At 67.3% G+C, this 26,596-nt stretch carries 21 protein-coding genes; 15 read left to right on the forward strand and 6 right to left on the reverse strand.

Going from position 1 to position 26,596, the window contains the following annotated elements:
* The first annotated feature begins 26 nt into the window (after positions 1–26).
* The gene (locus AC6EUH_RS11720) at positions 27–554 is read left to right on the forward strand and encodes a COG4315 family predicted lipoprotein (RefSeq protein WP_499738736.1); all 528 of its coding nucleotides are present in this window, start codon (positions 27–29) and stop codon (positions 552–554) included.
* 37 nt (positions 555–591) lie between these two features.
* On the opposite strand, the gene AC6EUH_RS11725 is transcribed toward AC6EUH_RS11720, so the two are convergent.
* On the reverse strand, positions 592–1,464 hold the full coding sequence (locus AC6EUH_RS11725) for a DMP19 family protein (RefSeq protein WP_499738737.1): 873 nt from the start codon (positions 1,462–1,464) through the stop codon (positions 592–594).
* Between the two features lie 602 nt (positions 1,465–2,066).
* Here AC6EUH_RS11725 and AC6EUH_RS11730 point away from each other — a divergent pair.
* Both AC6EUH_RS11730 and AC6EUH_RS11735 read left to right on the forward strand, forming a co-directional pair.
* Complete coding sequence (locus AC6EUH_RS11730; RefSeq protein WP_499738738.1) at positions 2,067–2,417, forward strand: DUF3846 domain-containing protein; 351 nt, start codon at positions 2,067–2,069, stop codon at positions 2,415–2,417.
* A gap of 225 nt (positions 2,418–2,642) precedes the next feature.
* Positions 2,643–6,155: a DEAD/DEAH box helicase gene (locus tag AC6EUH_RS11735; RefSeq protein WP_056430737.1), complete on the forward strand. Its 3,513-nt coding sequence runs from the start codon at positions 2,643–2,645 to the stop codon at positions 6,153–6,155.
* 14 nt (positions 6,156–6,169) lie between these two features.
* Here AC6EUH_RS11735 and AC6EUH_RS11740 read toward each other — a convergent pair whose 3' ends face one another.
* A complete protein-coding gene (locus tag AC6EUH_RS11740; RefSeq protein WP_056430740.1) occupies positions 6,170–6,637 on the reverse strand; it encodes a hypothetical protein in 468 nt (155 codons plus the stop codon).
* A gap of 9 nt (positions 6,638–6,646) precedes the next feature.
* Positions 6,647–8,581, reverse strand: coding sequence for a primary-amine oxidase (locus AC6EUH_RS11745; RefSeq protein WP_499738739.1), 1,935 nt, complete (start codon positions 8,579–8,581; stop codon positions 6,647–6,649).
* 118 nt (positions 8,582–8,699) lie between these two features.
* On the opposite strand from AC6EUH_RS11745, the gene AC6EUH_RS11750 reads away from it, so the two are divergent.
* Together AC6EUH_RS11750 and AC6EUH_RS11755 are read left to right on the forward strand one after the other, a co-directional pair.
* Entirely contained in the window at positions 8,700–9,299 is a 600-nt protein-coding gene (locus AC6EUH_RS11750) for a TetR/AcrR family transcriptional regulator (RefSeq protein ID WP_499738740.1), read from the forward strand.
* A 126-nt stretch (positions 9,300–9,425) separates the two neighbouring features.
* On the forward strand, positions 9,426–10,397 hold the full coding sequence (locus AC6EUH_RS11755) for an AraC-like ligand-binding domain-containing protein (RefSeq protein ID WP_499738741.1): 972 nt from the start codon (positions 9,426–9,428) through the stop codon (positions 10,395–10,397).
* A 111-nt stretch (positions 10,398–10,508) separates the two neighbouring features.
* On the opposite strand, the gene AC6EUH_RS11760 is transcribed toward AC6EUH_RS11755, so the two are convergent.
* Positions 10,509–11,978 (reverse strand): APC family permease, encoded by a 1,470-nt coding sequence (locus AC6EUH_RS11760; RefSeq protein WP_499738742.1) that lies wholly within the window; start codon positions 11,976–11,978, stop codon positions 10,509–10,511.
* Positions 11,979–12,267: 289 nt separating this feature from the next.
* Here AC6EUH_RS11760 and AC6EUH_RS11765 point away from each other — a divergent pair, with 289 nt between their 5' ends.
* Positions 12,268–13,677 (forward strand): aldehyde dehydrogenase family protein, encoded by a 1,410-nt coding sequence (locus AC6EUH_RS11765; protein ID WP_499738743.1) that lies wholly within the window; start codon positions 12,268–12,270, stop codon positions 13,675–13,677.
* 161 nt (positions 13,678–13,838) lie between these two features.
* Here the strand turns inward: AC6EUH_RS11765 and AC6EUH_RS11770 are convergent, their stop codons facing one another.
* Entirely contained in the window at positions 13,839–15,767 is a 1,929-nt protein-coding gene (locus tag AC6EUH_RS11770; RefSeq protein WP_499738744.1) for an FAD-binding monooxygenase, read from the reverse strand.
* Between the two features lie 223 nt (positions 15,768–15,990).
* On the opposite strand from AC6EUH_RS11770, the gene AC6EUH_RS11775 reads away from it, so the two are divergent.
* The 7 genes from AC6EUH_RS11775 (at position 15,991) to AC6EUH_RS11805 (ending at position 24,194) form a co-directional block, all read left to right on the forward strand.
* The gene (locus AC6EUH_RS11775) at positions 15,991–17,487 is read left to right on the forward strand and encodes a fumarylacetoacetate hydrolase family protein (protein WP_499738745.1); all 1,497 of its coding nucleotides are present in this window, start codon (positions 15,991–15,993) and stop codon (positions 17,485–17,487) included.
* Positions 17,480–18,160: a GntR family transcriptional regulator gene (locus AC6EUH_RS11780; RefSeq protein ID WP_056430764.1), complete on the forward strand. Its 681-nt coding sequence runs from the start codon at positions 17,480–17,482 to the stop codon at positions 18,158–18,160. The genes AC6EUH_RS11775 and AC6EUH_RS11780 overlap by 8 nt, the downstream gene beginning before the upstream one ends.
* A gap of 10 nt (positions 18,161–18,170) precedes the next feature.
* Complete coding sequence (gene hpaE, locus AC6EUH_RS11785) at positions 18,171–19,685, forward strand: 5-carboxymethyl-2-hydroxymuconate semialdehyde dehydrogenase (protein WP_499738746.1); 1,515 nt, start codon at positions 18,171–18,173, stop codon at positions 19,683–19,685.
* Positions 19,686–19,723: 38 nt separating this feature from the next.
* Entirely contained in the window at positions 19,724–20,830 is a 1,107-nt protein-coding gene (gene hpaD / locus AC6EUH_RS11790) for a 3,4-dihydroxyphenylacetate 2,3-dioxygenase (protein WP_056430770.1), read from the forward strand.
* 2 nt (positions 20,831–20,832) lie between these two features.
* Entirely contained in the window at positions 20,833–21,618 is a 786-nt protein-coding gene (gene hpaH / locus AC6EUH_RS11795; RefSeq protein ID WP_499738747.1) for a 2-oxo-hept-4-ene-1,7-dioate hydratase, read from the forward strand.
* On the forward strand, positions 21,603–22,424 hold the full coding sequence (locus AC6EUH_RS11800; protein WP_499738748.1) for an HpcH/HpaI aldolase family protein: 822 nt from the start codon (positions 21,603–21,605) through the stop codon (positions 22,422–22,424). The genes hpaH and AC6EUH_RS11800 overlap by 16 nt, the downstream gene beginning before the upstream one ends.
* A gap of 216 nt (positions 22,425–22,640) precedes the next feature.
* On the forward strand, positions 22,641–24,194 hold the full coding sequence (locus tag AC6EUH_RS11805) for an FG-GAP repeat domain-containing protein (protein WP_499738749.1): 1,554 nt from the start codon (positions 22,641–22,643) through the stop codon (positions 24,192–24,194).
* A gap of 54 nt (positions 24,195–24,248) precedes the next feature.
* Here AC6EUH_RS11805 and AC6EUH_RS11810 read toward each other — a convergent pair whose 3' ends face one another.
* Positions 24,249–24,647 (reverse strand): hypothetical protein, encoded by a 399-nt coding sequence (locus tag AC6EUH_RS11810; RefSeq protein WP_056430779.1) that lies wholly within the window; start codon positions 24,645–24,647, stop codon positions 24,249–24,251.
* A 540-nt stretch (positions 24,648–25,187) separates the two neighbouring features.
* On the opposite strand from AC6EUH_RS11810, the gene AC6EUH_RS11815 reads away from it, so the two are divergent.
* Together AC6EUH_RS11815 and AC6EUH_RS11820 are read left to right on the forward strand one after the other, a co-directional pair.
* Positions 25,188–25,640, forward strand: coding sequence for a hypothetical protein (locus AC6EUH_RS11815; RefSeq protein ID WP_056430782.1), 453 nt, complete (start codon positions 25,188–25,190; stop codon positions 25,638–25,640).
* 122 nt (positions 25,641–25,762) lie between these two features.
* Positions 25,763–26,596, forward strand: coding sequence for a COG1470 family protein (locus tag AC6EUH_RS11820; protein ID WP_056430785.1), 834 nt, complete (start codon positions 25,763–25,765; stop codon positions 26,594–26,596).

The raw sequence follows: 26,596 nt of genomic DNA on the forward strand, positions 1-26,596 counted from the left end.
GGCCGGTCCGAGTCAAGGATCAACAAATGAAAAAGAGCCTCAGCATCGGCCTGTCCGCTTTCGCCCTCGCCGCCCTGCTCTCCGGCTGCGCCGGCACCAGCGGAACCGCCACGTCCCCGACGACGACGCCCGGCAGCGCAGCGGGTTCGACGTCGGCACCGGCGTCGACGTCCGCTCCGGCCGCGGCCACCGCGGACCTCAAGGTCACGGAATCCACCGCCGGGCCGATCGTGGTGGACGGCAAGGGCATGAGCGTCTACTACTACACGAAGGACGTCAAGGACTCCGGGACAAGCACCTGCACCGGCGGCTGCCTCGAAGCGTGGCCCCCGGTCCTCGCCGCGTCTGACACACCAACGGTCGACGGCGTCACCGGCACCGTGGGCACCATTGCCACCCCCGATGGGAAGAAACAGCTGACCGTCAACGGGATGCCCGTGTACTACTACGCCGAGGACCTGGCTGCCGGGGACATTAAGGGCCAGGGCGTCGGCGGCGTCTGGTACCTCGTGGCGCCTTCCGGTGAAATGATCACCGCGGCCGCCGGGTACTGACCTGCAGGCGGGCCGTCCCGGCGGCCGGGACGGCGGCTCAGTCGTCCTCGTGCGCGAACTCGACGGCTGCCAGAATCTCCTTGGTGTCCGGGTGGATCATGACCGCTTCGTCCTCACCGTCCAGCATGAGGAACTCGCCCTGGTCCGTGGTGAAATGCCATGCCAGGGAGGTCTGGCCGTCATGTTCATAGTTGGGGTCGCCCATGGTGATTTTCAGGAGCGTGTGGCCGGCGACGTCGCAGAGCTCGCGGATGATCAGCTCGAACTCCGGGGCACCCAGGAGGTCGTCCTCGGCGGCGTCGGCCTGGCGTTCCGCGAGGTTGGGGATGCGGGAGACGCGCTCGGCGATGTGACGGTCCAGGTCCTCCTCGTCCAGCACGAGGAGGTCTGCCTGGCTCCGGAGCCAGGCCGCGTTCAGCGCGATGATGTCTTCGGCCTCCAACAGGGTGTCGAACTCGCCGTCGAGCTCTTCCAGGAGCCGGACGGCGTCCGTGACGCCGCCGTCGGTGTCCCCGTCAAGGTCCGTGTCCATGTCAAGGTACGCGGCTGCTTCCTCCTCGGAGAGCGAGTCGAAGGCCGCCGTGATGCGGTTGAAGAGGTCCAAGTGCGCTGCGGCGCCCATCCCCTCCAGACCTGCCCGGATGTAGGCGTCGATGTCTTCGCGTTCGGGCGCGGTGAAGACGTACTGCGCGAAACCGCCGCCCAGCGACTGCGCCAGGTAGAAGTCAACGTAGTAGCTGCGCAGTGCAGTCGCCGCGATTTCCTCGATGTCCAGCAGCTCCGCGTACATCGTGTTGACTACGTCCACATTCGCGTCGACAACGTCGGCGTCGCTGCCGTTGATGCACTCCCGCGGCAGGACCGTCGCGTAATTTGTGGCGGGAAGGGTGGTGGCAAGGTCGGTGCTCATGGAAGATCCTCACTGCAGAAGGCGGGTGGCGCTCCGAACCCTTTCAACGTACGTTGCACCGCCTGCCCTGCGGTTGAGCCGGAGCTGAACGTCCGGCGAAGTCTGGGTGTCCCGGGGAGGCCCGTCGCGGGCCGGGCTGCGCCTTCGTTCGGACGGTAAGAGTTCCAGTCTCTTTTGCGCCCGGCCGGGTAAATAATTTGCTCTAAACCCGTGGACTGGCATTTAAAATATAAGTAGGTATGGTGATGGGTAGATAGCGTTTAGAAAGGCGTGATTCCCATGTCAGGAAAATCTCCCAGAAACATCAATGCCAAGAAAACGGGAAAGTCGATTCTCGAAAAGAGAGCCGAAAAAAGGGCAAAAAGCGAATCCAGCGAAACTCTGTTCGCAAAGCCGCGTAAAAGCCAGAGGTGACACCTCTGCCCTGATGCACCAGCACGTACAACGGGCCTGCGGGCAGTGGCCCCCTGCATGTTGAAATAACTGCGGGCAGCCGGACTCTATACTCCTAGCCGTTCGGCTGCCCGCAACAACCGGCCCGGCTGGACCGCTTTTCAAGCCTGTGTAAATTGCCGGTCGGTCTGAGATAGAAAGATCCAGTCATGCGCCAAACACTTACCGCTCTCATTATTCCGGCCCGCGTTAGCCACCCCATTCACGTCGAAGAGATCGACAATTCTGTGGCGGCACGGCAGTCCCTGGTTGAAGGAAACGTCGGGGCAATCACTTGTATGGATTGGCACGTCTATCTGAACGACGAGGCAGACTTCATCCCCCTGCCCCTGAACGCCCGGGCCGAAGTGCTGATCCGCGAAGCAGGCCTACATCTTGACGGGACGGTCAGCGGGACGGCGGTGTTCCTCGGACACGGAAACAACGGCGACGACGCGGATGCCCCTGCACATCTGCTCCGGCTGGCCGAGCGGCTCTTCGACACAGCGTTGGCGGTCTAACGACAAGGAAGAATCCGTGCAGCCAACCCCGACTGCGTCCTGCCCTCCGCTTCCGTGTGGGCCGCTGCCCATGAGCCAGCGGGAGACTTCGGAACCGCGCCCGCCGCCGGTCATTGGCCGGGAGGCGAAGCACTCACTCGGGTCCCCGGCTGGCCCCGGGTACGGGGAGCCCGGCCACGCTCGCTAAGATGGATCAGATGACCAACTGCTGAAAGTAGTGCGCACATGCCATCCCATCCGGACGAGAGTGCGGCACTGGCAATACAGACTCCCGCGATCAACGACCGCTCCCTCGCGGCCGGACTTGCCTACGCCATGGGGAGCCGCGTTTCCGGGATATCCTTCGACGCCTCCACCGGGCTCATGCTCGGGAAGGTGCGGGGCGGCGCCGATGTGCCGTACTCGACGACGGCGAAACTGGTCCGCAAGGCCGGCGGCTGGAGCTGCACCGTGGGCGTCTGCAGCTGCCCGGTCCGGAAGGACTGCAAGCATGTGGCCGCGCTGTTGTTCTCCGCCGAAGACAACCCGGCGATCCGGGTCCAGCTGCTGGCCCCGGCCGATGTCAGCCGGCTGTCCCGGCAGGTCCCGGTGCTGGACGTCCCGGACTGGGAGCAGGCCCTCAGCCCGCTGATCGCCCAGCCGGGGATCACCCAGTCCACCAACGGCATCCCGCTCGCGCTGCAGTTCGAGATCGAAGAACCTGCGCCGCATTTCTCCTACACCGGCCGCCGGGATCCGCTGCGGAGTGTGCGCCAGCTGAAGGCGCGTCCCGTCATCATGGGCGCCAAGGGCAAGTGGATCCGCGGCGATGTCTCGTGGAACACCCTGAGCTACCTGAGCTACCGGCGCGAGTGCAATGAGGCCCACGTCGAGTGGATGCAGGAGTTCCTCGCCTCGCACACCGCCCAGGCCAACCGCCAGCACGCCGGGACCGGGCTGTGGCTGGGACTGAACACCTATGCCGGCAAGAACCTGTGGAGCCTGTTGGCCCAGGCCCGGAAGATCGGCGTCGCCCTGGTGCACAGCCGGGGTTCGGACCCCGTGCGCCTCGTGGAGCAGCCGGCCGCCGTCGGGCTCAACCTGACCCGTTACGGGACCGCGCCGGCCGACGGACCCGACGCCGACGCTGGCACCGCGCTGCCGGCAGCCGCCGGCGGGGACGGCGGCGGGCTGTCTCTCGCCCCCACCATCACGGTCGAGGGGGATGTGGTGGATCCGGCTTCCGTCGGGACCATCGGACGCCCGGCCCACGGGATCTTCCTGACCTCCGGGGCGGATGCCCTGCCCGGCGTCCCACCGTCCGACTCCGTCATCACGCTGGCCCCGCTGGAGGGCGGGCTCAGCGAGGAGCTCCTGACCTTCGTCACGGCCGGGACCACCCTGCATATACCGGCCCGGGACGAGAGCCGGTTCCTGACCGGTTTCTATCCGAAACTCAAGCAGAGCGCCCGGGTCACGGCCACCGACGAGTCCGTGGAACTGCCCCAGCTGGCCGTTCCCACCCTGTCGCTGCTGGCGAACTACGGCGCCGACCACAGGGTCCGGCTGCACTGGGAATGGCATTACAAGTCCGGCAAGCTCGTCACGGCCCAGCCGCTGTGGCGCCACCCGGGCGATCACGGCTACCGGGACGACCCCGCCGAAGCCCGGATCCTCGACGCCGTCGGGCAACCGTGGGACGTGGTGCCGGCGCTGGGCGAGTCGGCCACCGGCGGCTGGGGAACACCGCGGCTGGCGGCCTCGGCTGAACTCAGCGGCCTCGACACCCTGGCCTTCACCGAGGAGCTGCTCCCCCGGCTCCGTGAGGTCCCCGGCGTCACCGTGGACACCGCCGGCGAGATCGCCGACTACCGCGAGGCGGAGGAGGCCCCGGTGGTCTCCATCTCCACGAAGGCCACCGAGCAGCGGGACTGGTTCGATCTGGGCATCCAGATTTCCCTGGAGGGCCAGCCGGTGTCCTTCGCGGCCGTTTTCTCCGCCCTGGCCGCAGGCCAGACCAAGATGCTGCTGCCCAGCGGCGCCTACTTCTCTCTGGACCTGCCCGAACTGCACCAACTGCGGGCCCTCATTGAAGAGGCCCGGGAACTGCAGGACAACAAGGACGCCCCGCTGCAGATCAGCCGCTTCCAGGCCGGGCTCTGGGACGAACTCGCCCAACTCGGCATCGTGGACCAGCAGGCCGCGGCGTGGCGCGAGTCCGTCGGAGGGCTCCTCGAAGGGGACGTGGTGGGCCTGCCGCTGCCGGCCACGCTCAACGCGGAGCTGCGCCCGTACCAGTTGGAGGGGTTCAACTGGCTCAGTTTCCTCTACCGCCACGGCTTGGGCGGGGTGCTGGCCGATGACATGGGCCTGGGCAAGACCGTGCAGGCGCTGGCGCTGATCTGCGCCGCCAAGGAGGCGGCCGGGAAGCTGACTGAAGCGGCCGACGGCGGCGCTGCCGCCACGGCGCTGGCCACAGACGACGGCGCTGCGCAGCCGGCCGGGGCTACGCCCGGCTCCGCGCCTTTCCTGGTCGTCGCCCCCACCAGCGTCGTGGGCAACTGGGAGGCCGAAACCGCGCGGTTCGCCCCGGGCCTCACGGTACGGGCCATCAGCGAGACGTTCGCCAAGAGCGGCTCTGACCCGGTGGCCGCCACCGCGGGCGCGGACATCGTGATCACCTCCTACGCCCTGTTCCGGATCGACTACGAGGCCTACGCGTCCAAGGAATGGGCCGGCCTGGTCCTGGACGAGGCCCAGTTCGTCAAGAACCACCAGTCCAAGGCCTACCAGTGCGCCCGGAAGCTACCGGCAGTGTTCAAACTCGCCATCACCGGCACCCCGCTGGAGAACAACCTGATGGAGTTCTGGGCGTTGACGTCGATTGTCGCGCCGGGGCTCTTCTCCAGCCCCAAGCGCTTCGCCGAGTACTACCAGAAGCCGGTCGAGAAGAACGGGGACAAGGCGCAGCTGGACAAGCTCCGCCGTCGGGTCCGTCCGCTGATGATGCGGCGCACCAAGGAACAGGTCATCCACGACCTGCCGCCGAAGCAGGAGCAGATCCTCGAAGTGGTGCTGAACCCGCGGCACCAGAAGGTCTACCAGACCCACCTGCAGCGCGAACGCCAGAAGATCCTGGGCCTGATCGATGACGTCAACAAGAACCGTTTCACCATCTTCCAGTCGCTCACGCTGCTGCGGCAGCTCAGCCTGGACCCCTCGCTGATCGATCCCTCGCTCTCCGGGGTGCGCTCCAGCAAACTCGATGTGCTCTTCGAGCAGCTGGAGGACCTCGTGGCGGAAGGGCACCGCGCCCTTATTTTCAGCCAGTTCACCGGCTTCCTGGGCAAGGTCCGCGAGCGGCTCGTCGAGGAGAACATCGAGTTCTGCTACCTCGACGGCAGCACCCGCAACCGTACCGACGTCGTCAATGAGTTCAAGAACGGCGCCGCCCCGGTGTTCCTGATCAGCCTCAAGGCCGGTGGCTTCGGTCTGAACCTGACGGAGGCGGACTACGTGTTCCTGCTGGACCCGTGGTGGAACCCCGCCTCGGAAGCGCAGGCCGTGGACCGCACGCACCGGATCGGGCAGGCCCGGAACGTTATGGTCTACCGACTGGTCGCCAAGGACACCATCGAGGAAAAGGTCATGGCGCTCAAGGCCAGGAAGTCCCGGCTGTTCGCCGACGTCATGGAGGGCGACGCGCTCTCCGGCGGGGCGCTCACCGCGGAGGACCTGGCCGGGCTGTTCACCGACTGACGAGGGCAGGAGCGTCAGCACGCCCTCGGCAGGGGTGCCCGGAGCCGGGCCAGGAGCGTCGCGGCGAGCATCGCCGTCGTCACTTCCACCGCAATGATGACCAGCAGCGCAACGGCACCCGAGGACGCCGCGCCGGCTGATACGGGCGCCGCGCCGGCTGAGGCGGCAGCTGCAGCATGGTGGATGTGGCCCGATGCCCCGGCACCGGCACCGAGGAGCAGCAGCGCATGCACCCCGGTCATCGCCAAAGCCGAGGCCATGACCCGGCGAAGGGCCCCGACCTGCCCGTGGCGCCAGATATGCACGGTACACGGGAGGCACACGGCCACCATGGCAAGCATCACCAGGTTCAGCCACAGCCCGTGGTGGTTCCCGGCGACAAGCCACACGTGCAGGAGGCACGACGCCGCCGTCACGGCGGCGCAGATCCGGGAATGGAGGACCGGGCGGGTCCGGCGATCCACCCCTGCTGCGACAGTCACGGTGCCGGCCTAGCCGTGGCAGTGGCCGCCGGCCGGCTGTGCACTCGCGGGCACATCCAGCACGGGGCTGCGGTCGAAGAAGCCCTCCGGCCGGAGCTTGAAGCCCACGGTGTCCACCGGCATGATGGGCCAGTCCTCGGGACGCGGGAAGTGGGTGAGGCCGAAAGTGTGCCACACCACGATGTCCTGGCCGTCGATGTCGCGGTCCTGGGCGATGTAGGCCGGCAGGCCGGCCCCGCCGGCATGCTGGTTCACGAAGTCGCCCGTGGGGTAGCGCTCATCGTCGGCGTACCGGGTCACCCACAGGTCCTTCGTGGCGAAAGCGGCGCGCCGGGCGATGGAGGACTCCGGGGCTGCGAGCAGGGTGGGCTGATTCCCGGAGTGGAGCTTGTAGGCCACGGGTTCGCCGAGACGGTTCCGGGACTGCGGGTTCGAGATGACCCATGTCCTGCCGCTTGCGGCATCTGCCTCACGGCCCCCCTCGGATTCCCGGGAAAGGACAGTGCGCTTCCGGGAGAAGGCGTTGCCGCGCTCGTTGCCCGCACCCATCGCCTGCCGGACCACGTCCTCCTCCTCGACCCGGTTGGTGAAGCCGTCGATGGCCATGTCCAGTCGGGCGCTGAAGAGGTGCTGGTGGAAGGGTGCCCCCAGGCCGGGGGCCAGTTGGGAAATGTTGTCCGATCCGCCCTCCGGGAAGGCGGAGGTGAAGACCACGCCGGTGGCTTTTGCTTCGAACTCGATGGTGCCGTCGAGGTAGAGGTACCAGTAGAAGCCGTAGTCGTAGTTGCCGATCGTGGTGAAAAAGGAGATCACCAGGCGGCGGTTGCGTCGGGTGTAGTTGATGCCCGTCCACAGGTCGCTGTGCTTGGCCAGGATGCCCCAGTCCTCCTCGTGCATGCAGATGCCGTTGCGGATCTCCCGGGGGTTGCCGAACGCGTCGCTGATGACGGGGCTGAGGTACGTGATCTCGCCGAGGCAGTCGCAGCCCAGTTCCAGGGAGTTGGCGTACTGGCCCACGAGGTATTCGCCGGTGTCGAAGTAGTTCTGCCAGGACCGGACCGGTGACGGGTCGCCGTACGGGACCACCATCTCGGCGATGGACGCCCGGTTGATGATGGGCCGCTTCCGGTCACCGTCCTGGAAGGCAATGTTGTGCAACACCACACCCTCGCGGACATCGAAGCCGACGTCGAGGCTCCATTTTTCCCACTCGACGTGGTTCCCGCCGCTGACAGTGAAGCTGGGCCCGTCCGGCTGGGTGATGCTGATGGGCTTCTGGGTGGTGCGGAGCGGTCCGGTCAGTTCAGGGTCGGTGTAGTTGCCGTGCTCCTTCGGGACAGGCACGGCGCCCAGGTCCAGAACCTGCGTCACTTCACGGCTGACCACATCGACGTAGGCCACGAGGCCGTCCACAGGGTGGGCCCAGGCGCTGTCCGCGGGGAAATCCTGCACGAAGGCCAGGCCACGCAGGATCCTGCGCCCTTTTTCTTCCGGGTACTCGAAGACACCCGCAGACAGGGGCGCGACGCGGACCTTGCTGACGTCGAGCCCGCGCGCTGCGAGCGCTTTGAGCCAGCGCTCGTCGGCGGCGAGGAGAGCCTCCACCACCTCGAACTCTTCCTCGAGCACCGGAAGCTCGCCGGTGACGGCGGTGTCCAGTTCGACGGCCGAGACCACCTCCCGCCCGGTCGCGGAGACCACGGCATCTGTGGGTGCACCGCCGGAGATGTCATGGATGAAGATGCGGAACCGGCGGTCCTCAGCTCCCTCCGGCGCGTTCCTGGCCGGGTCCATCAGGCCCAGATAGGCGATGCGCTTGGTCTCGCCCAGCAGGCCCGCCGCGCGCAGGATCGCCTGGACTTCGGTGATTTCGGCGTCCGCGGCCAGGCGGTACAGGCTGTACGGACTAGACGAGGTGCGGGTGTCGGTTTGTGCGGTCATCATGACGGCCTTCGTTCGGGGACCCTGGCGGGTCAGAACTTTATTTTCTATAGTTGTAGAGAATACGGAAATGTAAGCTGTGCCACAAGAGTCCGACGCAAGAAAATTGGGGAGCTGTCCCGTGCCAAAGATTGTCGACCACAACCAGCGGCGGCTCGAACTGGTCGACGCCACGTGGCGGATCATCGCCCGGCTCGGGATCGAAAGTGCCACCATGCGTGAAATTGCGCTCGAGGCGGGCTTTGCGAACGGCGCCCTCAAGCCGTACTTTCCCACCAAGGATGACCTGCTGACTTTCGCGTTCGGGCACGTCTTCAACCGCACCAACAAGCGGATCGCGGAAGTCACCGCGGGACAGGTCGGACTCGCGGCCCTGCGGGCTTTTTGCGTCGAGGTGCTGCCCCTGGACGAGGAGCGGATCAACGAGGCCCGGATCGTCATCCCGTTCTGGCAGAAGGCCATCAACGACCCCGACAAGGCCCGGATCCACCGCGACTCGATGGAGCAGTGGCTTGCAGCGATGCGCCAGTACCTCACCGAGGCCCGGCGCGCCGGCGCCGTCACCACCACCGTCAGCGACGCCGCCCTGGCCGGGCAGCTGCTCAACCTCCTCCTCGGCGCGCAGATCGCGGCGGCACTTGCCCCGGACGGCCAGGTGGAACTCGGGCTGAATGAGCAACTGGAGGGATTCCTGACCCTGCTGGGCTGCCAGGCCCGGTAATCGGGCCCAGGCGATCTTTTTTCGCCGGTTGTCGAAAAAAGATGACAGCGGCGGACTGCGGCGCTACCCTGAAAGGACTGTGTCCCATGACACACTCCCAGAAATACGACGGCGTCAGGATCTCCTATGACCGCAGTTGCAGCCCGCCCCTCGCTCGGTCCCACCGGACAGGACGTCCGAACCAGCACGGCGGAATCCTTCGACCACTGGCGGCACCTCGTCGCGGAATCCTTCGTTCCCTTGGCCGCCTCGAGCGCAAATGCGGACCACTTCCACGGTCGCATGCGGGCCCGCAGGCTGGACCGTGTGGCACTCGTCGAGGTCTCCTCCACAAGCCATGAGGTCCACCGCACACCGGCGCTGATTGCGCAGTCCCACCAGCGCTATTTCAAGCTCAACCTCCAGCTGCAGGGCACCGGGCTCCTCATCCAGGACAACCGCGAGGCAGTCCTGCATCCGGGCGATCTCTCCATCTATGACACCAGCCGCCCCTACACGCTTGCCTTCGAGGGCGACGCCCGGCTCATGGTGGTGATGTTCCCTTGGGACGCGCTGTCCCTGCCGCCGGAGTGCATCGCACAGCTTTCGGCCGTGCGTTTGGCCTCCGACGGCGGCCTCGCCGCCATCGTCGGGCCGTTCATCGCCCACCTCGCGGAGAACCTGGATGCGCTTAGCGGCCCCAGCGGGTCCCGCCTCGCCACCAATGCCCTCGACCTGGTCTCCACGATGCTGCATTCGGAACTGGATATCGCGCCGGACCGGATGAAGCCGCAGGCACTGCTTGCCGTTTCCGTCCGTGAGTACATCGAGGCGAATCTTGCGGATCCCTTGTTGTCGCCGGCGACCATAGCCGCGGCCCATTTCATCTCCACCCGCCACCTGCACAACGTCTTCCACGAAACAGGGACCACCGTTGCCAGTTGGATCCGGACCCAGCGGCTGGAAGGGGCGCGCCGGGAACTGCGGGACCCGCTTCACTCCGGAAAGTCCGTGGGTGCCGTCGCCGCCCGGTGGGGTTTCCTTGATGCGGCACACTTCAGCCGCACCTTCCGGGACGCCTTCGGCGAATCCCCCAGCGACTGGCGGCGCGGCGCCTGAGCACGACCTTCACCCGTGGTTGACCTCACCTGCCATTGGCAGCATCAGCCGTGACCCAAAGGGGCGGTGCCGGATCTGTCCGGCACCGCCCCTCAACTCTTAAGCCGGTTGTCAGGCGGGGACCGCCGCGAGCGCCGCCTTGCGTTCCACGCCGACTTCCACCAGCACGCCGGCCGCAAACACGATCGGGACGGCGATCAGCAGGCCCAGGGCCGTTTCGGAGCTCCCGCCGATCAGCGCCGTGAAGTTGCTGACCACGAGGTATAGCACCCAGACAAGCAGCGCGGTGGCGAGCACTGGCGCCACGGCGGTCTGCCAGAGTTGGCCAGTCACCTTTTCGCGCCGGAAGTATGCGACGACGGCAAGGGAGCACAAAATATACAAGACCAGCAGCGCCGCCACGGCCAGCCCGCTGAACCACGAAAACAGGGTCAGGACGGGATCCAGGGACAGCAGGGCGAACGGCGCCACGAGCACAAACGCGATCACGGTCTGGATCCGGGCGGCGACGGCAGGAGCCCGGTGCCGGTTGGTCCGGGCAACAACGCCGGGCATGGACCCGCGCAGTGCCAGCGAGTGGAGGTAGCGGTTGATGCCGTTGTGGAAGGCGATGATGCCGGCCAGCAGGGATGTCACCAGCAGGATGCCGGTGGCTATGCCGGCCCACGGACCGAACAGCTCCACCATCGGCGTCAGCACGAAGGAAGTGGAGTCGCCTGATTCGAGGGCCGCCCCCGCGGCATCAATGACCTGCGAGGGGCCGTAGTAGCTGACCAGCATCCACGAAATGAAGGAGAAGAAGACCGCGATGACCCCTACGGACAGATACGTGGCACGGGCCACCGTGCGGTGGGCGTCCTTGGCCTCGGCCGAGTAGATGGCTGTGGATTCGAAGCCGAACATGGAGGCGACGGCGAACATGATGGCCACGCCCGGGGCGCCGGCGGCGATCGCCGCCGGAGAGAAGGACGCCGCCAGGCTGATTCCTTCCGGTCCGCCGCCGCGCATCAGCACGGTCAACCCAAACATGAGCAGAATCGCGACCTCCAGGCCCACGAGCAACGCCAGGACCCGCGCCCCGAGCTCGATGTTAAGGGATCCCAGCACCTGCACGCCCGCCATGGTGACCACGGCCAGCAGCCACCAGGGAACCGTGATCCCGGCTGATCCGAGGAGCCCCGAGAATGCCGCGCCGTACAGCCCGTACATCGCCGCCTGGACCGTGCTGTACGCGAGGAGCGCGAGCCACGCCGCTCCGGCCCCGATCTTCCGCCCGAAGGCGGCCGTCACGTAGGCGTAAAAGGCGCCGTTGGCCTGGACCTTCCGGCTCATCGCGACGAACCCGACGGCGAAGATCACGATGACAATGCCCACCACCAGGTACGCCCCGGGCGCTCCGGGCCCGTTGCCGAGGGCCGCGGCCAGCGGTGATGCGCCCACGATTCCGGTCAACGGCGCCTGGGCAGACAAGACAAAGAAGAGAATGCCCATGACGCCGACGCTGCCGGCGCGCAGCGCGGTGGAGTGCTCCGTGCGGGGACTGGACTCTGCGGTCCGGGAATCGGAATTTGAAATACTCATCGGATCCTTCTTTAACTGTCATGAGTGCTGGGGAATGTAAAGAGCTTGGGAAAGGTGCCCGGGTGATGGTGCACCGATATATCCAGCATTGCAGGTGATGCCCGTCACTTTTTTGTCGATCAGTGATCGGTTGTTGTTCCCCAGCGCATCGGCCTCCAAGGCCCTGGCAATCATTCGCACCGGGTCAACTCCAGTTCGCGCAAAGACAAGACGGCACGTCCGGCACCGGAGGACACTCGGACATGAGTCCCAACGACTCAGAGCCTCAACTACTCGATGTGGAGTACCCATGGAAACCTACGACGCCCTTCTCGCCGCGATCACCCCGGACGCCGGCGAAACCCGGACCATCCTTGACCCCGCCACCGGAACGGTCGTCGGCGAAGCGCCCGTCCACACCGTCCAGGACCTCGAGCAGGCAATTGCCGCCGCCGAAGCCGCCCAGCCGGCCTGGGCGGCGCTGGGCCACGACGCCCGGAGCGCCGCCCTGCTGAGGGCCGCCGACGCCGTCGAACGCTCCGCCGAGGAACTGGCCCGGCTGCTCTCACGCGAGCAGGGCAAGCCGCTCAACGGCCCGAACGCCCGGTTCGAAGTCGGCGCCTGCGCCGCCTGGCTGCGCGCCGCCGCCGGCATCCCGCTGGAGCCGGAAACCGTCGTGGACGACGGCGAAACCCGCGCCGAACTGCACTACCGGCCCATCGGCGTCGTCGGTGCGATCGGGCCGTGGAACTGGCCCATGATGATCACCGTCTGGCAGCTCGCCCCCGCCCTGCGGATGGGCAACGCCGTAGTGGTCAAACCGTCCGAATACACCCCGCTGTCCGTCCTGGCCCTGGCGAAGGTCATCAACGAGGAACTCCCCGACGGGCTGCTGAGCGTCGTCTCCGGCGGCCGCGACGTCGGCGAGGCCTTGGCCGGGCACCCGGCGATCGGCAAGATCATGTTCACCGGTTCCACCACCACCGGCAAGGCCATCATCAAATCCTCCGCGGACACGGTCAAACGCCTCACCCTGGAACTCGGCGGCAACGACGCCGGCATCGTCCTGCCCGACGCCGACCCCAAGACCATCGCCGAAGGCCTGTTCTGGGGCGCGTTCATCAACACCGGCCAGACCTGCGCGGCGCTCAAGCGACTCTACGTCCACACCGATATCTACGACGCCGTCTGCGAAGAGGTCACCGCCGTGGCCGCCACGATGCCCATGGGTGTCGGCCTGGACGAGAACAACGTCCTCGGCCCGTTGCAGAACAAGCAGCAGTACGACATCGTGGCCCGGCTGGTGGAAGCGGCACGCGATTCGGGGGCCAGGATCCTCCTGGGTGGCAACCCGGACGCCGAGCAGCCCGGGCACTTCTACCCCGCCACCCTGGTCGCCGACATCAACAACACCAACCCGCTGGTCGCGGAGGAGCAGTTCGGACCCGCCCTCCCGATCGTCCGGTACAGCACCGTGGACGAGGCCGTCACGATGGCGAACGCGCTCGACGTCGGGCTCGGCGCCTCCGTCTGGTCCTCCGACGCCGCGGCAGCCCGCAACGTCGCTGCCCGGCTCGAGGCTGGCACTGTCTGGATCAACAAACACGGCGCCGTGGACCCGCGCATCCCCTTCGGCGGTGCCAAGCAGTCCGGCTACGGACTCGAGTTCGGCGTCGAAGGCCTCAAAGCCCTGGGCGTTCCGCAGGTGATCAACGGCTGACCGGACCTGGAACCACCCGCCGTCGAACACCTCGTTCGACACGGGCACCGGGCTCGTGACACAGCAACGGCCCAGCGCTGCGGTGTTCCCGCAGCGCTGGGCCGTTGCCGTGCTACGGGACGCGACGCTCCCGCCCTCGGCGGGGGTGCCTGTGCCGGAGCTCAGCCCGCGTGATCCTGCAATTCGGGGGCACGGTGGCCGCCCTGCAGCAGGGGCGAGAAGAACGCGGCCAGCTCCGCCGTCGCCGTCAGCGGCAGGATGTTCGCCACGTACTGGTCCGGCCGCACTACCACCACCGCGCCGCCCCGGTCGATGCCGCGCAGCTCGAAGATGTCCGCCGCCGGATCGGTGCCGTAGACCTTCTCAAGGTAGGTGAGCTTGAACGGCCCCACCTCCGGCTTGAACACCGCAGGCACGGCGCCGATGTCGATGCCCGTGTGGTCCTGCTGGTAGACCACCTTCACGTCGAACCAGGCGTCGCTGTGGGCACCTTCGGGGGTGGCCGCGAGCGGTGAGTCCGGTGCGGTGGCCAGCCATGCGGCGAGATCGGTGGTCGGCGACGGGGCCGCCGCCGACTGACCTGGCGCTGCCGCGTCCGCGAAGACATAGATGCGCCAGCGGCCGTCCGCCGCGGCCTGGTGGCCGAGCTGGACCGGGTTGGTGTCGCACACCCGCACCACCGGCGCGGATTTGAAGCGCTTGCCGACAGGGAAGCCGGTGGCCAGGTTCTGATGCGTCGCCTCGGCGACGATCATCGACGGCGAGTACTCGGTCATAAAGCCCGCGGGGAACTCGGCGGTGCGCACGTAGAAGTCCTCGAGCTCGGAGGGGTTCTCGAATTCCTCGGGCTTCTTCGCCATGAGCGTCGACCACACCTTGTCGAAGTCGATGAGGTTCTTCGCGACGACCTGCCGCTCGGCCGAGTAGGTGGAGAGCAGGCTCTCCGGGCTGCGGCCTTCCAGCACGTGGCCTAGCTTCCAGCCGATGTTAAAGCCGTCCTGCATGGAGACGTTCATGCCCTGCCCGGCTTTGGCGCTGTGCGTGTGGCAGGCGTCGCCGGTGATAAAAACGCGCGGCGTGCGGGTGCCGAGGTCCTCCGGGATGACGTCGTCGAACCGGTCGGTGAGGCGGTGGCCCACCTCGTACACGCTGTGCCAGGCCACGTTGCGCACGTCGAGCGTGTAGGGGTGGATGATCGCATTGGCCTTGGCGATGATCTGCTCGATGGTGGTCTTGCGGACGGCCCCGTTATCGTCTGCGGGCACTTCGCCGAGGTCGACGTACATGCGGAAGAGATGCCCGCCCTCGCGCGGGATCAGCAGGATGCTGCCGCCGTCGTGGGACTGGATGGCGCACTTGAGGCGGATGTCGGGGAAATCCGTGTTCGCGAGCACGTCCATAACGCCCCACGCGTGGTTGGCCTGGTCGCCGGCCATGGTGCAGCCGATCGAAGCGCGGACCTTGCTGCGCGCGCCGTCCGCACCGACGACGTACTTGGCCCGCACGATGCGCGTCTGGCCCTCGTCGGGGCCTGCGGTGTGGAGGAGGGTCACGGCGACGGGGTACTCGCCCTCGCCGACCTCGAGCCCAACGAACTCGTAGCCGTAGTCGGGCGCCATGCGGGAGGGCGAGTTGGCCATGAATTCGCCGAAGTAGTCCAGCACGCGGGCCTGGTTGACGATGAGGTGCGGGAATTCGCTGATCCCACCCGGGTCGTCGAGGGTGCGGGCGCTGCGGACGATCTTCGAGGGGTTCCGGGGGTCCGGCTTCCAGAATGCCATCTCGGTGATGCGGTAGGCCTCGGCGATGATCCGCTCGGCGAAGCCGAAGGCCTGGAAGGTCTCGACGCTCCGGGCCTGGATGCCGTCGGCTTGGCCGATGGCGAGCCGCCCTGCGCGGCGCTCCACAATGCGGGTGGTGACGCCCGGGAACTGGGACAGCTGGGCGGCCGCGAGCATACCTGCGGGGCCGGTGCCCACAATGAGCACGTCCACCTCGTCAGGAAGCTGGGCGGAGCGGTCGATGCCGATGCCGGCAGCCGGCTGGACGCGCGGGTCACCGGATACGTATCCGTGATGGTGGAAATGCACGGGCTTTCCTCACTTCGTTGTGTGGCGGCCTGTCGCCGTCTTTCGTGTTCGATAATTGAACTTCGTGTTCTATTATCGAAATTTAGTCTGTGATCCAGAACTGTACGGCAGATATGACGTGGGTTACAAGTGCCTCGAAAACCTCCCGAATTAGGGGTTGACGATCCGCCATCCCTGGGTCATAGTCATCGTATACGATTTCGTACTCGATGAGGAGATATTCTTGGAACAGGTCACCGACCACATCCTGGCCGCGGCCCGCAAGGTCATCGCGGTGCATATCAACTACCCCAGCCGTGCCGCCCAGCGCGGGCGGACGCCGGAACAGCCGTCCTACTTCCTGAAGCCATCGTCCTCCCTGGCACTCGGTTCGGCAGCAGCCCCTTCGACGGTGGAGCGCCCGGCCGGCTGCGAACTCCTCGGCTACGAGGGCGAAATCGCTTTGATCATCGGCAAGCCCGCCCGGCGCGTGGGCCTCGAGGACGCCTGGAGCCACGTCGAGTGGGTCACGGCCAGCAACGACCTCGGCGTGTACGACCTCCGCTATGCGGACAAAGGCTCCAACCTCCGCTCCAAGGGCGGCGACGGCTTCACACCCGTGGGCCCGGGCCTGATCGCGGCCGACGCCGTGGACCCCGCCGCGCTGCGGATCCGCACCTGGCACAACGGCGACCTCGTCCAGGACGACACCACCAACGACCTGCTCTTCCCCTTCGCCCGGCTCGTGGCCGATCTCTCCCAACTGCTCACCCTCGAAGAAGGGGACATCATCCTCACCGGCACCCCGGCCGGGGCCTCGGTCGCCACGCCGGGCGACGTCGTCGAGGTGGAGGTCAGCAGCGCTGACCTGACCACCGGCCGGTTGGTCACCCGGGTGGAGGAAGGTACGACGCCGTTCGCGGACTTCGGCGCCCGGCCGAAGACGGACGACCTGCAGCGGGAGGAAGCCTACGGTTCCCGCGAAGCGGCGGGGCTTGCCGCTCTGGCACCGGAGGCGCCGGCTCCCGTCCTGTCCCCGGAGCTGAAGGCGAAGCTGGAAAGCGTCTGCACCGCCACCCTGTCCTCCCAGCTGCGCAAGCGCGGACTGAACAACGTCAGCATCGACGGCCTCACCTCCACCCGCCCCGACAAGCGCATTGTGGGCCTGGCCCGGACCCTGCGCTACGTGCCCAACCGCGAGGACCTTTTCAAGGCCCACGGCGGCGGTTTCAACGCCCAGAAGAAGGCGATCGACTCCGTCAACGAGGGTGAAATCCTCGTCATGGAGGCCCGCGGCGAAAAGGGCACCGGCACCATCGGCGACATCCTGGCCCTCCGCGCCCAGGTCCGCGGAGCCGCCGCCATCATCACCGACGGCGGCGTCCGCGACTTCTCCGCCGTCGCCGCCATGGACATGCCCACCTACTACGCCAACCCGCACCCCGCGGTCCTGGGCCGCCGGCATATCCCGTGGGACACGGACATCACCATCGCCTGCGGCGGCACCACCGTGCAGCCCGGGGACATCATCGTGGCGGATTCCGACGGCATCCTGGTGATCCCGCCGGCCCTCGCCGAAGAGCTCGCGGACGATTCCATCGCACAGGAGCGTGAGGAAACGTTCATCGCCGAGATGGTGCAGCAGGGCCACAGCGTGGACGGCCTTTACCCGCTGAACGCCGCATGGCGCATCAAGTATCACGAATGGGAAGCGATGGGAGGCGGTAAAACCAATGGCTGACACAGTGACAGCCGCTGCCACAAGCACAAACGCTGCCAGCAAATCCGAGCGGGCCTACGCCTCCGTCAAGACCCGCATCGTCGACGGCACCTACTCCCCCGGCTACCGGCTGGTGCTCGCCAAGATCGCCGAGGACCTGGGCGTCAGCGTGGTGCCGGTGCGGGAGGCCATCCGCCGGCTCGAGGCGGAAGGCCTGGTGAAGTTCGAGCGGAACGTCGGCGCCACCGTGGCCGGTATTGACCCCACCGAATACCTGTACACGATGCAGACGCTGAGCATCATCGAGGGCGCCGCGACGGCCCTTTCGGCTCCGCTCATCGGGCCTGCGGACGTGGCACGCGCCCGGTCCGTGAACGCCGAGATGCGCGACTGCCTGACGCACTTCGACCCGGTCCGGTTCACGCAGCTGAACCAGGACTTCCACAGCGTCCTGTTCGAGCACTGCCCCAACCCGCACATCCTGGACTTGGTCCACCGGGGCTGGAACAGGCTCGCGTCGCTGCGGTCCTCCACATTCCGGTTCGTCCCCGGCCGCGCCCACGAGTCCGTGGACGAACACGAGGAGCTCCTGCAGCTTATCGAGTCCGGTGCCGGCGCGGATGAGATCGAACGGGCCGCCCGCCTGCACCGCTCCGCCACCCTGGACGCGTACCTCGCCCAAAGCAACAGTTAGGAAGACAACAATGACGTTCACTGCTCCTGTTACCACCACCCACTACATTCCGCAGGACCTGCCCACCCACATCCAGCACTACATCAACGGAGAATTCGTTGACTCCGTGGGCGGCAAGACCTTCGACGTCCTGGATCCGGTGTCCAACACCAACTACGCCACCGCGGCCGCCGGGCAGAAGGAAGACATCGACCTCGCCGTCGCCGCCGCCCGCGACGCGTTCACCAACGGCCCGTGGCCGAAGATGAAGCCCCGCGAACGCGCCCGCGTCCTGAACCGGATCGCCGACGCCGTCGAAGCCCAGGAGGCCCGGCTCGCTGAGCTGGAGACCTTCGACACCGGCCTGCCCATCACTCAGGCCAAGGGCCAGGCGCTCCGCGCGGCCGAGAACTTCCGCTTCTTCGCGGACCTGATCGTGGCCCAGTTCGACGACGCCATGAAGGTTCCCGGCGCCCAGATCAACTACGTCAACCGCAAGCCGATCGGCGTCGCCGGCCTCATCACGCCATGGAACACCCCGTTCATGCTGGAGTCCTGGAAGCTCGCCCCCGCACTGGCCACCGGCAACACCGTGGTGCTCAAGCCGGCCGAGTTCACCCCGCTCTCGGCCTCGCTGTGGGCGCAGATCTTCAAGGATGCCGGGCTTCCCGACGGCGTGTTCAACCTTGTCAATGGCCTGGGCGAGGAAGCCGGCGACGCGCTGGTCAAGCACCCGGACGTTCCGCTGATCTCCTTCACCGGCGAGACCACCACGGGGCAGACGATTTTCCGCAACGCCGCGGCCAACCTCAAGGGCCTGTCCATGGAGCTCGGCGGCAAGTCCCCGTGCGTTGTGTTCGCCGACGCCGACCTCGACGCCGCGATCGATTCCGCTCTCTTCGGGGTCTTCTCGCTCAACGGCGAACGCTGCACCGCGGGCTCCCGGATCCTGGTGGAGCGCGCCGTGTACGAGGAATTCTGCGACAAGTACGCCGCCCGTGCAAAGAACATCGTGGTCGGGGACCCGCACGACCCAAAGACCGAGGTCGGGGCCCTGGTCCACCCGGAGCACTACGCCAAGGTGGCCTCCTACGTGGAGATCGGCAAGTCCGAAGGCCGGCTCCTGGCCGGCGGCGGCCGCCCGCACCACCTTCCCGAGGGCAACTACATCGCCCCGACGGTGTTCGCCGACGTCGCCCCGGACGCGCGGATCTTCCAGGAGGAAATCTTCGGCCCCGTCGTTGCCATCACCCCCTTCGACTCGGACGAGGAAGCCCTCGCCCTGGCGAACAACACCCGTTACGGCCTCGCCGCCTACATCTGGACCCAGAACCTCACCCGCGCCCACAACTTCTCGCAGAACGTCGAGGCCGGCATGGTCTGGCTCAACAGCCACAACGTCCGCGACCTCCGCACACCGTTCGGCGGCGTCAAAGCCTCCGGCCTGGGCCACGAAGGCGGCTACCGCTCCATCGACTTCTACACCGACCAGCAGGCCGTGCACATCACCCTCGGCACCGTCCACACCCCCAAGTTCGGCGCCTAGCAGCGCTCACCGGCCACCCTCAACGAAGAGAGAATCCCATGACCAGCCAAGCTTCACAGCACAACTTCGTCCCCACCCCCACCGTCCCCGCGCCGGACATCGTCCGCTGCGCCTACATGGAGATTGTGGTCACCGACCTCGCCAAGTCCCGCGAGTTCTACGTGGGCCTCCTGGGCCTGCACGTCACCGAAGAGGACGAAAACGCCATCTACCTGCGCTCCTTCGAGGAGTTCATCCACCACAACCTGGTGCTCCGCAAAGGCCCCATCGCCGCCGTCGCGGCCTTCGCGTACCGGGTGAAGTCCCCCGCCGAAGTGGACGCCGCCGAGGCGTACTACAAGGAGCTGGGCTGCCGCACCGAACGCCGCAAGGACGGCTTCACCAAGGGAGTCGGCGACTCCGTCCGGGTAGAGGACCCGCTGGGCTTCCCCTACGAGTTCTTCTACGAGGTGGAGCACGTGGAACGCCTCACCCAGCGCTACGACCTCTACTCCGCCGGCGAGCTGGTCCGGCTGGACCACTTCAACCAGGTGACCCCGGACGTTCCCCGCGGCCGAAAGTACCTGGAGGACCTGGGCTTCCGTGTCTCCGAGGACATCCAGGACTCCGACGGCGTCACCTACGCCGCCTGGATGCACCGCAAGCAGACCGTGCACGACACCGCCCTGACCGGCGGCAACGGCCCGCGCATGCACCACGTCGCGTTCGCCACCCACGAGAAGCACAACATCATCCAGATCTGCGACAAGATGGGCGCCCTGCGCATCAGCGACCGGATCGAACGCGGGCCCGGCCGGCACGGCGTCTCCAACGCCTTCTACCTGTACATCCTGGACCCGGACGGGCACCGCGTGGAGATCTACACGCAGGACTACTACACCGGCGACCCGGACAACCCCACCATCACCTGGGACGTCCACGACAACCAGCGCCGCGACTGGTGGGGCAACCCCGTGGTCCCGTCCTGGTACACCGAGGCTTCCCTGGTGCTGGACCTCGACGGCAACCCGCAGCCCGTCGTCGTCCGTGAGGAAAAGAGCGAAATGGCCGTAACCGTGGGTGCCGACGGCTTCTCCTACACCCGCAAGGAAGAGGACGGCCACGCCGGGGAAAAGACCGGCTTCAAGCTCGGCGCGCAGCTGTAGCCATGCTGGATGCCAAGACGATCGAGGCCATCGCCGACGAACTGCTGGAAGCGGGCCGCAGCCGGACACCGGTCCCCCGCCTGACTGCCCGCTACCCGGACATGACAGTGGAGGACTCCTACGCCGTGCAACAGCTGTGGCGCCGGCGCAACGAGGACGCCGGGCGGAAGCTGGTGGGCCGGAAGATCGGCCTCACCTCCAAGGCCATGCAGGCGGCCACCGGCATCACCGAACCGGACTACGGCGCCATCTTCGATGACATGGTGCTTGAGACCGGCTGCGCGGTCCGGTGGGACCGGTATACCCACCCCCGCGTGGAAGTGGAGCTGGCGTTTGTGCTGAAGAAGGACCTGTCCGGACCCGGCTGCACCATCTTCGACGTCCTGAACGCCACCGACTACGTGGTGCCGGCCCTCGAGATCCTGGATTCCAGGATCGAGATGGAGGGCCGGACCATCGTGGACACCATCGCGGACAACGCGGCGATGGGCGCCATGGTGGTGGGCGGCAACCCCGTCCGTCCCGACGCCGTGGACCTGCGCTGGGTCTCCGCCATCCTCTACAAGAACCAGACCGTGGAGGAAACCGGCGTGGCGGCAGGGGTCCTGGACCATCCCGCCGCCGGGGTCCACTGGCTGGCGAACAAGATCGCCGCCCACGGTGACGCCATGAAAGCCGGGGACATCATCCTGGCCGGCTCGTTCACCCGGCCGCTCTGGGTGTACCAGGGCGATACCGTCCACGCCGACTACGGACCCCTGGGGAGCATCACATGCCGCTTCGAGTAGAACCCGATCCCACCTTCCGGGATGCCCTGCGCAACCAAACGGGCGCTTCCGGCCGTCCTTTGGCCGGAATGTGGGTGTGCTCTGGCAGCCCCCTGGTGGCGGAGATCTGCGCAGGTTCCGGACTGGACTGGCTCCTGATCGACGCCGAACACAGCCCCAACGGCCTCGAGTCCATCCTTGCCCAGCTCCAAGCCGTGAACGGCTATCCGGTCCAGGTGATGGTCCGGCCGCCGGTCAACGACACCGTGCTGATCAAGCAGTACCTCGACCTGGGCGCCCAGAACCTGCTGATCCCCATGGTGAACTCGGCGGCCGAGGCGGAAGCCGCCGTCGCCGCCACCCGGTACCCGCCGCACGGCGTGCGCGGCGTGGGCTCCGCACTGGCCCGCGCATCCCGCTGGAACCGGGTCCCCGATTATCTGGCCGGGGCCTCCGGCACTGTCAGCGTCACCGTCCAGATTGAATCTGCCGCGGCCGTCGAGGCCGTCGAGGAGATCCTGGCGGTCGACGGCGTGGACGCCATTTTCCTGGGGCCCTCGGACCTCGCCGCGTCCATGGGCGTGCTGGGGCAGCAGGAACACCCGGACGTGCGTGCCGCCGTCGAACACTGCCTTGCTGCTGCCGCGGCGGCCGGCAAACCCGCCGGCGTGAACGCGTTCAATCCGGGCACCGCGCACCAGTATCTGGCCGCCGGCGCAGCCTTTATTCTGGTGGGCGCCGATGTGGCGCTGCTGGCCCGGGGCAGCGAAGCCCTCGCTGCGGGATTCGTGACACCGGCCTCCGGCGCCACCCCCACCAGTTACTGACCCCAAGGACCTATGCCGAGTTCCTGCGCCGGTTCGCCGAGGAAACCGACCCTGGCCTGCCCTCCGTTCGGCCCTACCGGTCCCGCCCGGACGGGTGTCCAATGGTCCGTAACGGTAGGAGCGCGGGCGAAGGAGCTGGCCATGGCTGCGCGGATCGGGTTCAGGGGCGCTTCGGGGCGCCGGCGGCGGCGGTTTTCAGCAAGGCTGGGGTCGGTCTTGTCCGTCTTGGCGCTCCTGGCCGGGCTGCTGCCCGCGGCCGCTCCGCCGGCCCAGGCGGCCACCCTCTACGGCCACGATATTTCCTGGCCCCAATGTCCGACGGCGGTCGGCGGGCTGGGGCTCCCGCTGCCGCCGGCGACGACGCAGTTCGTCGTGGTCGGGCTGACCCGGGGGCTTCCCTTCACCGAGAATCCCTGCCTGGCCAGCCAGGTGGGCTGGGTAGGCAGCAATAACAAACGGGCCCACGCCTACACTATGGCCGCCTTCCCCACTGCGGCCCAGCTGACCACGTACCGCGCGCAGGGACCCTGGTCCGTGGCGACCCGGGCCGGGCAGCTTTCGAATGTCGGTTACGCCGAGGCCCGGTACGCCGTCGCGAGCCTGCAGCGCGCCGGGTTCCGGCCCCCGGTCGTCTGGATCGATGTGGAGCCGCGGCCGGCCCAGCCCTGGCCGACCGCCACCGCCGTGCAGCAGCGGGAGAACCGGTACATCGTCGAGGGCCTCATGCGGGGCCTGCGGGACGCCGGCTTTTCCTACGGCCTGTACTCCTTCGCCTCTGGCTGGCAGTCCATCACCGGCTCCTGGCGGCTGCCGGGCGTCCCGGTCTGGGCCACCGCAGGGCGCCTGGACTACCCGGCCGAGGCGCTCGACCGGTGCCGGCAGCCGAGCTTCTCCGGCGGACGCGTCTACCTCGCGCAGTGGTACGACGACATCCGCGACTATGACCTCACCTGCGACCCGTACGCGTTCACACCGCTGCCCATGCCGGCTTCCGCGCTCTCCGGGGCCACGGCGGACTTCAACGGCGACTGGAACAATGACGTGCTGGCCCGGGTGGCGGCCACCGGGGAGATGCGGCTGTACGCAGGGACCGGGCGGGGCGGGCTTTCCCCGGGCCTCAAGATCGGCACCGGCTGGGCCGGCTTCAACGCCCTCGAAACCCCCGGGGATTTCAGCGGTGACGGGGCGCTGGACGTGCTCGCCCGGGAGTCGTCCACCGGCCGGCTGTGGCTCTACCGGGGTACCGGCTTTGGCGGTTGGCTGCCCCGCATCCTGATAGGCAGCGGCTGGCAAGCGATGAGTGCCATCGTCGGGCCGGGAGACTTCAACGGCGACCAACGCGTCGACGTGCTGGCCCGCGAGGCGGCAACCGGCATCATGTGGCTCTATCCCGGCACCGGCACCGGCGGCTGGCAGCCCCGAGTGCGGGTGGGCAGCGGCTGGAACGCCTTCAACGCCTTGGTCGCCCCGGGGGATTTTGACGGCGACGGAGCGGCCGACGTGCTGGCACGGGAAACGGCCAACGGCCGGCTGTGGCTGTACCGCGGAACTGGCACCGGCAGCTGGCGGCCCCGCGTGCTGCTCGGCACCGGCTGGAATGCCCTGACCGCGGTGATGAGCCCCGGCGACCTGAACGGCGACCGAACCCCGGACGTCCTGGCCCGCGACAGCGCCGGGGTGCTGTGGCTCTATCCGGGCAACGGAGCCGGCAAGTGGTTGCCCAGGGTCCGTGCCGGGACCGGCTGGAACATCATGAACGCGATCTTCTAGACGGCGCCGCCAGGAGCGGGTCCAGCCGGAGCGGGAGTCTTCGGGAACGGCGGCTCAGGCAGCCGCCGGAGCGGCCGCGGTCCGGGTGGCCGTCTGGTGACGGAACCAGGCGGCGAGCTTTTTGCCCTTGCCCTTCCACCAGCTGTCCTCGTCGCCTCCATGGCGCCACCGGAAGATCACCATGACCATCACGAAGACTCCGCCGGCGACGTTCTGCCACGTTCCGCTGGCGGCGTCGATCAGCACACTCACCGCACTGATGAGGATGGACGGCCAGGCCAGGGTTGTGAAGACGGTGTTAGCCACGTAGCGGCGGTGGGACCGCGGCACCGACAGTGCACGGACCATGTCGAAGCAGACACACACCACCACCACCGTCTGGCCAATGGACAGCAGGATTGAGCCCGGCAGGGTCCCGGCGAAGAGGGCCAGGGAACTGAGCCCGGAGTTCATGGCCTGCCCGCGATCAGTGCGGGTCCAGGCGCCGACTTACCCGGCCACATGGGATCAAACGTGCGGTGCTTCAACATGCGGTGCCCCCCGGCATCTACCACTGTTCGACTCGCCAGCTCGACTGGCCGGCAACCCCAATTGAACAGCGTGGTCGGCTGCCGGGTCCCGCGAGGAAGGTACTCGACTTTCGCCTGCACGGCTACGTGGCTCACCCGAAGGTGTACTCATTTTCGTGCGCCCGAACACTTGGTGGTCGAGCCCAGGGGCCACGTCTCAGCCCGGGACGCCGTTTACTGCGGCGGCCCGGGCCGGGATTCCGGGTACGCTTTTCGCGACCATCCGGTGTCCTGAATTCGTTGGATGATGCGTGGGGGCAGGTAGTCGGAGCCACAAAGACAGGTACCACTACCTGTTGTGAAGCCCGGATTTCGCGGCAACGATGAGGCCATTCGATTCAGCGATGGCAACCGCAGGATTGGGGGATGCGGCTCTTGCCTGTTGACTCCTCTGTCCGGGTGCCCCACAGAAGGAGTCTCACAAATGCGCAAGCTCACCAAGAAGAGCAAGGTCATCGCCGTTGCAGCCTCGGTTGCCCTCGTGGCCGTCGGCGGCGGCACGGCCTACGCCTACTGGACCACCACCGGCAGCGGCACCGGTACCGCCGCCAACTCCGCCGGCGGCGGCACTGTGACCCTGCATGCCAGCTTCGACGCCGGCCTGGCCCCGGGGAACTCCGTGCCCGTCGTGTACACGGCAGACAACAGCACCAACACCGGCACCGTCGTCGGCGCCCTCACCGCAAGCGTGACCACGAGCGTGGCGGAGTGCCTGCCGGCATGGTTCACGGTCAGCGCCAATACCTCGAACTCCCCCGTCGCAGCCAACAGCACCGGCACCCAGGTGGGGTCGGGAACACTGGCATTCCTCAATGACGCCGCCAACCAGGATGCCTGCAAGTCGGCCATCGTCACTGTCACAGTCGGCAGCCTGTAGCTGGTGACCCGGCGGGGCCGGACACCCGGCCCCGCCGGGGCCCTCGGGCCTCCGCCCAGCAACCATCAGCCACCGCCGACACCCACAATCCGCGCAACGCGCCGGTCGAAGGAGGATAGGTAATGCAGCATCCAGTGCGGTTCTTCCGGCTCGCGGGGGATCATGCGGGCCTCGCTGGCCGTGCCCTCATGATTGGCTTGCTGGCCATCTTCCTGCCCGCGGGCGCACTCTACGCCGCAGGGCAGCAATTGGCCCCGCCAAAGCCCGGAATCCAGCTGCAGGTCACGCCGGCCAGCCGGAACGTGGACCAGGGACAGGCCACAAGCTATTCCGCAAGCGTCAGCTCCACGGGAGGATTTGCCGGCACAGTTTCGCTGGCTGTCACCGGCCTCCCCGCTGGGGCAACGGCCACTTTCTCGCCGTCGTCCGTCAAACTGACGGCCGGGAGCACGGCCCAGCTCAGCATCAACGTATCCACGGCACCCTCCACAGCGGCCGGAGACTACGATCTGGCGCTGACGGGCCGGAGCGGCTCCGTCCAGTCGGCTGCCGTCAAGACCCAATTGCGTGTCAAGGCGCCCTTGCGCGTCTTCGGCCTCACCGGCGATGTGTCGGGCCTCCTCGCACCCGGGACCAGCCGGTCCCTGGATCTTGGAGTCAACAGCCCGAATAAGAGCATCGACGTCGGGAATCTGACCGTCTCGATCTCGGGTGTCGTCCGCACGGCGAAGGCAGTCGCGGCCAACCTGCCCTGCACGGCACAGGACTATGCCGTGGCGCAGTACAGCGGGCGCTATCCCCTGACGGTCCCGTCCGGCAGCAGCTCGCTCTCACAGCTTGGCATTCCACCGGCCCAATGGCCCCGGATCGCCATGCTCGACACTCCACGTCTCCAGGACGGCTGCAAAGGTGCAGTCCTCCAACTGGCGTACTCGGGATCAGGGCAGGGAAACTGA

The sequence above is a fragment of the Arthrobacter sp. 001422645 genome (genome assembly GCF_059816125.1).

Bases quoted from the DNA above. Each gene is read 5' to 3' on its own strand.
- AC6EUH_RS11720 (WP_499738736.1), top strand. From the start codon at position 27: ATGAAAAAGAGCCTCAGCATCGGCCTGTCCGCTTTCGCCCTCGCCGCC.
- AC6EUH_RS11725 (WP_499738737.1), bottom strand. From the start codon at position 1,464: ATGAGCACCGACCTTGCCACCACCCTTCCCGCCACAAATTACGCGACG.
- AC6EUH_RS11730 (WP_499738738.1), top strand. From the start codon at position 2,067: ATGCGCCAAACACTTACCGCTCTCATTATTCCGGCCCGCGTTAGCCAC.
- AC6EUH_RS11735 (WP_056430737.1), top strand. From the start codon at position 2,643: ATGCCATCCCATCCGGACGAGAGTGCGGCACTGGCAATACAGACTCCC.
- AC6EUH_RS11745 (WP_499738739.1), bottom strand. From the start codon at position 8,581: ATGATGACCGCACAAACCGACACCCGCACCTCGTCTAGTCCGTACAGC.
- AC6EUH_RS11755 (WP_499738741.1), top strand. From the start codon at position 9,426: ATGACCGCAGTTGCAGCCCGCCCCTCGCTCGGTCCCACCGGACAGGAC.
- AC6EUH_RS11760 (WP_499738742.1), bottom strand. From the start codon at position 11,978: ATGAGTATTTCAAATTCCGATTCCCGGACCGCAGAGTCCAGTCCCCGC.
- AC6EUH_RS11765 (WP_499738743.1), top strand. From the start codon at position 12,268: ATGGAAACCTACGACGCCCTTCTCGCCGCGATCACCCCGGACGCCGGC.
- AC6EUH_RS11780 (WP_056430764.1), top strand. From the start codon at position 17,480: ATGGCTGACACAGTGACAGCCGCTGCCACAAGCACAAACGCTGCCAGC.
- hpaE (WP_499738746.1), top strand. From the start codon at position 18,171: ATGACGTTCACTGCTCCTGTTACCACCACCCACTACATTCCGCAGGAC.
- hpaD (WP_056430770.1), top strand. From the start codon at position 19,724: ATGACCAGCCAAGCTTCACAGCACAACTTCGTCCCCACCCCCACCGTC.
- hpaH (WP_499738747.1), top strand. From the start codon at position 20,833: ATGCTGGATGCCAAGACGATCGAGGCCATCGCCGACGAACTGCTGGAA.
- AC6EUH_RS11800 (WP_499738748.1), top strand. From the start codon at position 21,603: ATGCCGCTTCGAGTAGAACCCGATCCCACCTTCCGGGATGCCCTGCGC.
- AC6EUH_RS11810 (WP_056430779.1), bottom strand. From the start codon at position 24,647: ATGAACTCCGGGCTCAGTTCCCTGGCCCTCTTCGCCGGGACCCTGCCG.
- AC6EUH_RS11815 (WP_056430782.1), top strand. From the start codon at position 25,188: ATGCGCAAGCTCACCAAGAAGAGCAAGGTCATCGCCGTTGCAGCCTCG.
- AC6EUH_RS11820 (WP_056430785.1), top strand. From the start codon at position 25,763: ATGCAGCATCCAGTGCGGTTCTTCCGGCTCGCGGGGGATCATGCGGGC.